Below are 5,977 nucleotides of genomic sequence, written 5' to 3'. Positions count from 1 at the left end.
AACAACGCGCCGATGCGCCAATACGTTTTCAAAACATCAACACTGCAGCATTAGCAGACATGTTAGAACATTCGCTAATACCTGTAGTGCTACAACCTGAAAATGTCCCGCGCTACAACTTACCGCAACCTTGGGTGCCGATCCCATTATCGGCGCAGAAGCATCAAGGTTATGCCTTGCAATGGTTCACTATGGCAGGAGTATTTTTAGGATTAATGAGCTGGATAGCATATCGACAATATCGACGTTAACTCTCGTCGTGAATAAATAACTTAACAATAATATCAATATGATAAAGAGGAGATGGAATGAACTCCCTACCGAAAAAGAGCAATAAAGCGCTAATAGTATTACTGCTGGTGTTTATTTTACCGGTTGCAATAGCCAAGTTAGTGCTAAGCCTAGAACTCTATAATGGTGCGGCGACGAACAAGGGGGCACTGATCACTCCCGAAGTGAGTTATGCCAACTTAGCCATGGAAAACCCTAAACCACATATTTGGCAGGTACTTTTTTTTCTCCCCGAGCAGTGTAACGAGCAGTGTCAAGAACGTCTGTATATTTTACACCAGAGCTATATCGCACTAGGCAAAGATAGAGATCGCGTTATCCCGATCATAGTGGTGAATAATCACAGCGACACCAAGATACTCAAACAATTGAATATCGGTTTTGATCAAGTCAATGCCAATGAGGCACTTGCAACATTGTTGACTGAACAACAGCTGATCATTGTCGATCCTCTTGGCAGCCTAGTGATGCAATATGACAATGTGATTGGCCACGACGCCAATATTGTCCAAGGTAAAGCCATGATTGCTGATTTACGCAAAATGCTTAAATTATCGAGGGTGGGCTAATGACCATTAATCGGCTGATAAAATTTACCTTGGTATTTACCTTAGCGGTCATTTTAATGGGGGCTTACACACGCTTATCTGATGCCGGACTGGGTTGCCCTGATTGGCCTGGATGTTATGGCCATTTAGCGGTACCCAGTGCAAGCCATGACTTAGCAAAAATTGAAACGCATTTTCCACAAATGACCATAGAGCCAGAAAAAGCATGGCTTGAAATGATCCATCGCTACATCGCCGGTGCATTAGGATTAATGGTATTAGCTATCCTTGTATTGTGCCTTAAACAACCTCATGCACCGAAAAAACTCCCCAGTTTTATAGCCGTCTTAATTGTATTTCAAGCAGCGCTTGGCATGTGGACTGTCACAATGAAACTAATGCCTATTGTGGTAATGGCACATCTTATTGGCGGTTTTAGTCTATTTGCCTTGCTACTGCTGCTGTACCTTAGGCTTAAGCCATTACGGATCCCAGGAGGTGATACTTATGCCCGCAAACTGGTTCCGTTAGCTTTAGTCAGTCTAGGAGTATTAGTCATTCAAATTGTACTTGGCGGCTGGACCTCATCAAATTACGCGGCTCTAGCCTGTACTTCGTTACCCATTTGCGAAGGTAACTGGGTAGATAACTTACGTATTGCCGATGCTTTTTCACCGTTCCAAGGCGATCATCCTAGTTTTGAATTTGGGGTATTAGACTATGCAACTCGAATGACCATTCATGTCAGTCATAGAGTTTGGGCCGTTGTTACTGCCATAACATTGATCCTACTAGCGCTAAAATTACGCTATGCACAATCACATGTAATGCGAAACAGTGGTTACTTATTACTGTTATTGGTAATCACCCAAGTCGGACTGGGTATTAGCAATGTGGTGATGAATTTACCTTTGGGCATCGCGGTATCACACAATGCAGGTGCAGCCTTATTGCTGCTTACCTTAGTCTTTATTAATTACGCCCTGTGGCGTAAAGCATAAGCGAGGATCGACCATGACAAAACCTCTCACTATTAGTCAGGTTCAACCTAAATTAACCCTACAATGGCGCGCTTATTTTGAAATGACCAAACCAAAAGTAGTTGCACTTATGCTACTTACCGTATTGGTTGGCATGTGTTTATCGGTACCGGGCATAGTGCCGCTGCAACCTTTAGTTGCTGGTATGGCAGGCATTGCAATGATGGCGGGGGCAGCGGCTGCATTTAATCATTTAATCGATCGCAAAATTGATGGCTTGATGGCCCGCACTTATAACCGACCGTTACCCAAAGGTAAAATATCGACAACCAAAGCGGCTGCATTTGCTGTGTCTCTCGGAGCCCTAGGCTTTGTGGTACTGTATGCCTTAGTCAATCCCCTAACCGCTTGGCTGACGTTTGCCAGCTTAATCGGCTACGCCTTGGTGTATACCGCTTACCTTAAACGAGCAACTTCACAAAATATCGTTATCGGCGGATTAGCAGGCGCTATGCCACCATTACTTGGCTGGACCGCGATAACCAATGAAATGCATGGTTACGCCCTATTACTTGTGATTATTATCTTCACTTGGACCCCACCGCATTTTTGGGCGTTAGCGATTCACCGCCGTAAAGAATATGCCAAAGTTGATATTCCAATGCTCCCTGTAACGCACGGGGTAGAATTTACCAAAACCTGTATTTTGCTTTACACTATTTTACTCGCCATTGCCTGTTTACTGCCTGTTTTAGTCGGTATGTGTGGTCCAATATATTTGGTCGGCTCTACCCTACTCAGTTGTGGCTTTATCTATAAAGCGTGGCAGTTAAAGTTTCATGATTATCCAGAACTGTCGATGCAGGTGTTTAAATTCTCAATTTATCATTTAATGGTGTTATTTATTGTTCTATTAGTAGACCATTATTTTTGGGTAAACACTTAACCTAGAAAAGGAAATATATTGAAAATAATCATAGCATTAGGGCTGATATTATTAGCCATAGGCGGAGGTGTTGCTTACCAAAAGATGCAAACAGAACCTATGGTACTGGCAACCAGTTATGTATTTGAACAACAGCGGGCATTAGCACCATTTACATTAGCAGACCAGTACGGCAACACCTTCAATAACCAATCATTGCAAGGTAAATGGAGCTTATTTTTTATTGGTTACACTGCTTGCCCTGATGTATGCCCTACTACCTTGAATAAACTCGCCGCGGCTTATCCACAGCTACAAAAAATAGCCAAGAATATACAAGTGGTGTTTGTGTCGGCAGATCCTAAACGCGACACTCAAGCAAAACGTTTGGATTACATCAATTTTTTTAATCAGGACTTTATAGCGGTCACTGCACAACACGCTGATTTGTTTCCCTTCAGTCGTGACTTAGGCTTTGTATACGCTATGGTTGGAGACGGTAGCGACTATCAGGTAGACCATAGCGCATCTTATGTATTAGTTTCGCCCCGAGTAGAAAAGATTGCGGTATTTAAACCAAAACCTCAACCCGGCCAATTAGCGCAAATTCTTAATGCAGAACTGATTGCTGACTTTGAGCAAATAGTTAAATCCTGGCAATAGCGCGGACTCATTAACCGCAACGGTAACTAACTGAGATAACATTATTCTTCGAGCCACTGCCCATTATCTTGTGGGCGGATCCACGCTTGTGAAAACCAATAATAACCGGTTTTTGTTTTGCTCGGTGCCGTACAATTATAACGCGAACGTCCTGGGGCTAAATCTGATGATGCCTGAATCGATAAGCGATTTTTACTTAACCAAATGGGCTTTTTAGGGCCTTGCCCTTGAATAAAACACATCACCTGATGTGGATAAATATCCTCAGTATCGAGGGTTAATATCAACTTAGGTCGCCATTGACCAGATACAAGTAGAGGGTCGCTTATATTTTGCTTAGTTACAGGCATAGGTAAACTGGAAAATTTAACCTTTAAACTCGCCAAATCAGCGTAAGCATTGGCCACAGGGAAACGCGGTAACGCCGTTAATGAAGCATACTCTCCAGCGGCCCCCGATTGCTGACCAAAACCAACAAAGCCGTGTTTAGTCAAAATAGCTTCTAACTTGCTAGTGTATTCGCCGTATGGATAAGCAAACATTTTTACGCTTTGGCCGGTACGTTTTAAGATCTCGGCTTCCGTTGCGAGAATATTGTCTTCAACTCGTGCTTGCCATTGGTCTTGGGTTTCTTTACCTTGGCGACGAATTAAATGTTCATGCCCCCAACTGTGATTCGCTATTGTCACTCCTTGCTCTGACAAAGTGTTAATATCTTGCCAGCTCATCATCCCTTGGTAACCTGCTTCAATCGGAGCAACAGAAATAAATACCGTATAGGGAAACTTGTGTGTGGCTAAAATAGGTGCCGCATTTTCAATAATGCTGTCATAGCCATCATCAAAGGTAATCACAATACTTTTATGATTTAAGGTCGTGTTATGCTTAATACTATCAACAGCATCGGTTAAAGAAATAACCGTAAAATCATTATCCGCTAAATACTGCATTTGCTCAGCAAACTGACTCGGGGTCACACTGGTACTTTTAGGCGTGTTTTCAGACACATGATGATACTGTAAAATAACCACTGCATTGGCATCTAAATGCAATACACTCAAACTGAGCAATGCCAACCATAACGCTATTTTCTTAACCATGATTATTCATACCTATGTCAGTTAGTACACTACTGTTAAATCGCCAAAAAAATCGTCAATTATTGGCATTAGCAACACCCATGATCCTGTCTAATATTACCATTCCGCTCTTAGGATTAGTTGATACAGCTGTGATTGGGCATCTAGGACACGCTTATTATCTTGGTGGCGTAGCCTTAGGAAGTACCATCATCACCTTGATGATATGGTTGCTTGGTTTTTTACGTATGTCCACCACCGGACTTGTCGCGCAAGCCTTCGGGGCTAATGATACCTCAACTCAGCAACAATTACTGATACAAGGTTGCAGCTTAGCATTAACCTTAGGTTTCGTTGGCGTCATGCTGCAATCTCCTCTGCTCAATTTAGCGCTCAGTCTCAGTGATGCCAGTGAGCAAGTCATGCTCTATTGCCGCCAGTATGTGTCGATTCGAATCTGGTCCTTGCCTTTTGCCCTAACCAATTTAGTGCTACTGGGTTGGTTGCTTGGGCGCCAAAAGCCCAAAGCGGCTATGTGGCAGCTGATTATCGCCAACAGCGTCAATATTATTCTCGATATTGTATTTGTCATGGTATTTAAATGGAATGTGCAAGGCGCGGCATTGGCATCGGTTATTGCTGACATTTGTGCTTTTTCAGTGGCATTAGTCATGGTTAAACGCCAACTTATTGATATGGGTGGACTCAAATTAAGCCAGGTTATCGCGCATTTATCTTGGCGCGGTTATGCTCGTTTACTCACCTTAAATCGTGATATTTTTATTCGCAGTTTATGCTTACAAGCCGCGTTTAGCTTTATGACTTTTTATGGTGCCGGCTTAGGTGACAATATTATTGCCGCTAATGCCGTGCTGCTTAATTTACTGATGCTGATCTCTTATGCATTAGACGGCATAGCCTATTACGCCGAAGCAGAAGTGGGCCGCGCATTTGGGCAAAAAAATCCAAACTTACTCCATGACAGCGTAGTGTTAGCTTTTTGCTGGTCGGCAATAGTGGCAGGATTATTTAGCCTACTATTTTGGTTGGCAGGGCCGTGGATAATTCAGCTATTAACCAATATAGAAGCGGTGCAAGATACTGCCAATAATTACTTAATCTGGCTCATTTTTATGCCTATATTGGCGTTTGGCTGCTATTTATTTGATGGGGTATATATTGGCGCAGCACAAGGACAAACCATGCGAAATAGCATGATAATCGCGACCTTTGCAGTTTACTTTCCGAGTTGGTACCTGTTGCAAGCTTGGGGCAACCACAGCCTTTGGGCTGCGATGTCGATATTCATGCTATGTCGAAGTGTAACACTCGGCTGGCACTATTATTATAAACTCAGGTATCAACTGGTGAGCGTATAATATATTGAAGACCTCGCTATAAAAATGTAACATCCTAACAACATGTTATCGCTCTTCAAACGGATCTTTAATGAAACGGATTTTATGGCTTGTTGTTAGTTTCTATCTATTT

General features: G+C 42.7%; 7 protein-coding genes. 6 read left to right on the top strand and 1 reads right to left on the bottom strand.

Annotated features, from left to right (window positions below; translation table 11 throughout):
• From H5185_RS20850 to H5185_RS20830, 5 genes are all read left to right on the top strand, one after another.
• Positions 1-251: SURF1 family cytochrome oxidase biogenesis protein (locus H5185_RS20850; RefSeq protein ID WP_310741690.1), on the top strand; the 251-nt coding region annotated here is incomplete at its 5' end.
• A gap of 57 nt (positions 252-308) precedes the next feature.
• Complete coding sequence (locus tag H5185_RS20845) at positions 309-860, top strand: hypothetical protein (protein WP_182743056.1); 552 nt, start codon at positions 309-311, stop codon at positions 858-860.
• On the top strand, positions 860-1,840 hold the full coding sequence (locus H5185_RS20840) for a heme A synthase (RefSeq protein WP_124018265.1): 981 nt from the start codon (positions 860-862) through the stop codon (positions 1,838-1,840). Before H5185_RS20845 ends, H5185_RS20840 begins: the two co-directional genes overlap by 1 nt.
• Before the next feature lie 13 nt (positions 1,841-1,853).
• Positions 1,854-2,765: a heme o synthase gene (gene cyoE, locus H5185_RS20835; protein WP_124018264.1), complete on the top strand. Its 912-nt coding sequence runs from the start codon at positions 1,854-1,856 to the stop codon at positions 2,763-2,765.
• A 15-nt stretch (positions 2,766-2,780) separates the two neighbouring features.
• Complete coding sequence (locus H5185_RS20830) at positions 2,781-3,407, top strand: SCO family protein (protein ID WP_124018263.1); 627 nt, start codon at positions 2,781-2,783, stop codon at positions 3,405-3,407.
• Positions 3,408-3,448: 41 nt separating this feature from the next.
• Here the strand turns inward: H5185_RS20830 and H5185_RS20825 are convergent, their stop codons facing one another.
• Positions 3,449-4,507, bottom strand: coding sequence for a polysaccharide deacetylase family protein (locus tag H5185_RS20825; RefSeq protein ID WP_182743055.1), 1,059 nt, complete (start codon positions 4,505-4,507; stop codon positions 3,449-3,451).
• Between the two features lie 14 nt (positions 4,508-4,521).
• On the opposite strand from H5185_RS20825, the gene dinF reads away from it, so the two are divergent.
• Positions 4,522-5,865, top strand: a complete 1,344-nt coding sequence (gene dinF / locus H5185_RS20820) for an MATE family efflux transporter DinF (RefSeq protein ID WP_182743054.1) — start codon at positions 4,522-4,524, stop codon at positions 5,863-5,865.
• The last annotated feature ends 112 nt before the right edge of the window (positions 5,866-5,977 follow it).

This window comes from Shewanella sp. SG44-6 (assembly GCF_014164185.1).
Lineage (GTDB): Bacteria > Pseudomonadota > Gammaproteobacteria > Enterobacterales > Shewanellaceae > Shewanella > Shewanella vesiculosa.
Note: the sequence above shows the minus strand (reverse complement) of the source record. Positions and strands in the feature narration are given on the sequence as shown.